At 44.0% G+C, this 1,692-nt stretch carries 1 protein-coding gene; it reads right to left on the bottom strand.

Annotation, left to right across the window (positions count from 1 at the left end; genetic code table 11):
* Positions 1–161: 161 nt before the first annotated feature.
* Complete coding sequence (locus ACT6XC_RS09295; protein ID WP_443741606.1) at positions 162–1,475, bottom strand: esterase-like activity of phytase family protein; 1,314 nt, start codon at positions 1,473–1,475, stop codon at positions 162–164.
* Positions 1,476–1,692 lie beyond the last annotated feature (217 nt).

Genomic DNA, 1,692 nt, shown 5'->3' with positions numbered 1-1,692 from the left:
CCGTTTTTTCTGGTTTTTATACTTTACTTTTCTGTATTTTAAGACAGTCTCCCCCCCCAACGGACTAGGTATATTACCATTTTATGTCATCTCCAGCCGCAAGCTCGGTTTTTGCAAAACCAAGTAGCCCGCAACCAGAGCAAATATCTTTCTAAAAAGCCTTACCTCAAGCTCCTTGGAAGTTTTATCACGTAAATCACATCGTTATCAATTCTTCCTGTTCTTGGGAGTTTTTTCTGCACAAGCTGGTTGTTTTCAACATTGATTGCAAAGTCGTTGTCGTTTGCCACGGCGATTGTATTGCTGTCCAAAATCCAAAGGCCTTCAAGCTTGTCGTGCGGATATTTGTTCGGAAGATATTCCACAAGGTCAACAAGGAATTCTTTTTTTACAGGCTTAATTTCAGCGGCCTCAATCTCTTCTGTTGTGCACTGCTCAAGAGTTTTTCCGTTTATTAGAAGTCCTTCTTTCGATTCAGGATTTTCTCCTGTTATGTCCGTCGCGTCTTTAAGGTCGATTTTGAAAAGATACTTATGTGCCTCTTTTTCGCCGGAAAACTTTCCGTCGCGTTCAATTACGACAAATCCTGTGTTTGAAAGCGCCGTAATTCCGCAGGTGGAATCTGTCTCCTTGTTCTGAATATAAGCGTACTGCTTTGTCCTGCCAGTTTTAATGTCAAAAGTTACAATGCGAACAAGCTGCTTGTTTGAAATTTCTTTCTTTGAAGGATTGAAAAGTGTGGACTGCATGATTCCTACAAGAGTTTTTTCGTCCGGAGTTATTGCAAGACCTTCCATTCCGCGGTTTGCCCGGCGGCGCGCAAGGACTGCCGGAAGATGCCTTTTTCCTGTGTCAATTCCGAACGGGCTTATTCTTTCAATCTGCTTTCCGTCTGCATCGTAGTGGACAATGTGCGGACCGTATTCATCAGAAATCCAGAAAGTTCCGTCTTTCATCGCAACGATTCCCTCACTGTCAAGTCCGTATTCGTCTGTTCCAAGAATGTTTCCGGCAAGATCGTAGGCAATTTCGCCGGTCGCGCCTTTTCCGTCAGGGTTTGGAAGACCGGTTATTTCTTTTCCGTCAGGAGATTTCAGCGTGATTTCCTTTACGAGCGAAACTGAGCCGTCTTTGTTCATCTTGAAAAGTCCGATTCTTGGAGCGTAAGAAGAAACCGGGAACATTTTTCCTTTTCCTCTGTTCCCTTTAAAATCGATGTTCGGACCGCGGTCTGTTACTAAATAAAATAGACTTGAATCCGTTGGATGGGCGCACGCGTCTGAACCGTATCCGCCGTTTTGAATTTCCACGCCGTCATTTGTTTTTGCAAGAACAGTGTAGGAAACTTCGCTTCCGTTCAAGCCGACTTTTTCAAACGGAGATGTTGAATCTGCTCCTGCCTTTGATGTTGAAGCACAGGAAACCGGCAAAAAAGCCGCCATTGCAGCCAGTGCATAAAATAATTGTCTTTTCATAAAAACCTCGTTGATTATGTTTTACAAAAAGATAAATGCCGACTGTAAAATTCCAATTAAGAAACTGTTAGTTTAAGGATAATTTATTTTTTCTAAGCCATAAAATCTGGCGGTCCGGCAATCACCTGTGGCGCTTGCCGTCGCTATGTCCGCAACTTGCTTCGCGCGGTCCTCACTTTGTTCGGACTGCCTTCGGCATTGCTCCCAGCGCTACCGC

This window comes from Treponema berlinense (assembly GCF_052273165.1).
In the GTDB taxonomy this organism is placed as follows: Bacteria; Spirochaetota; Spirochaetia; order Treponematales; family Treponemataceae; genus Treponema_D; species Treponema_D berlinense_A.
The sequence above is the reverse complement of the archived record's forward strand: the minus strand, read 5'-3'. Positions and strand labels throughout refer to the sequence as shown.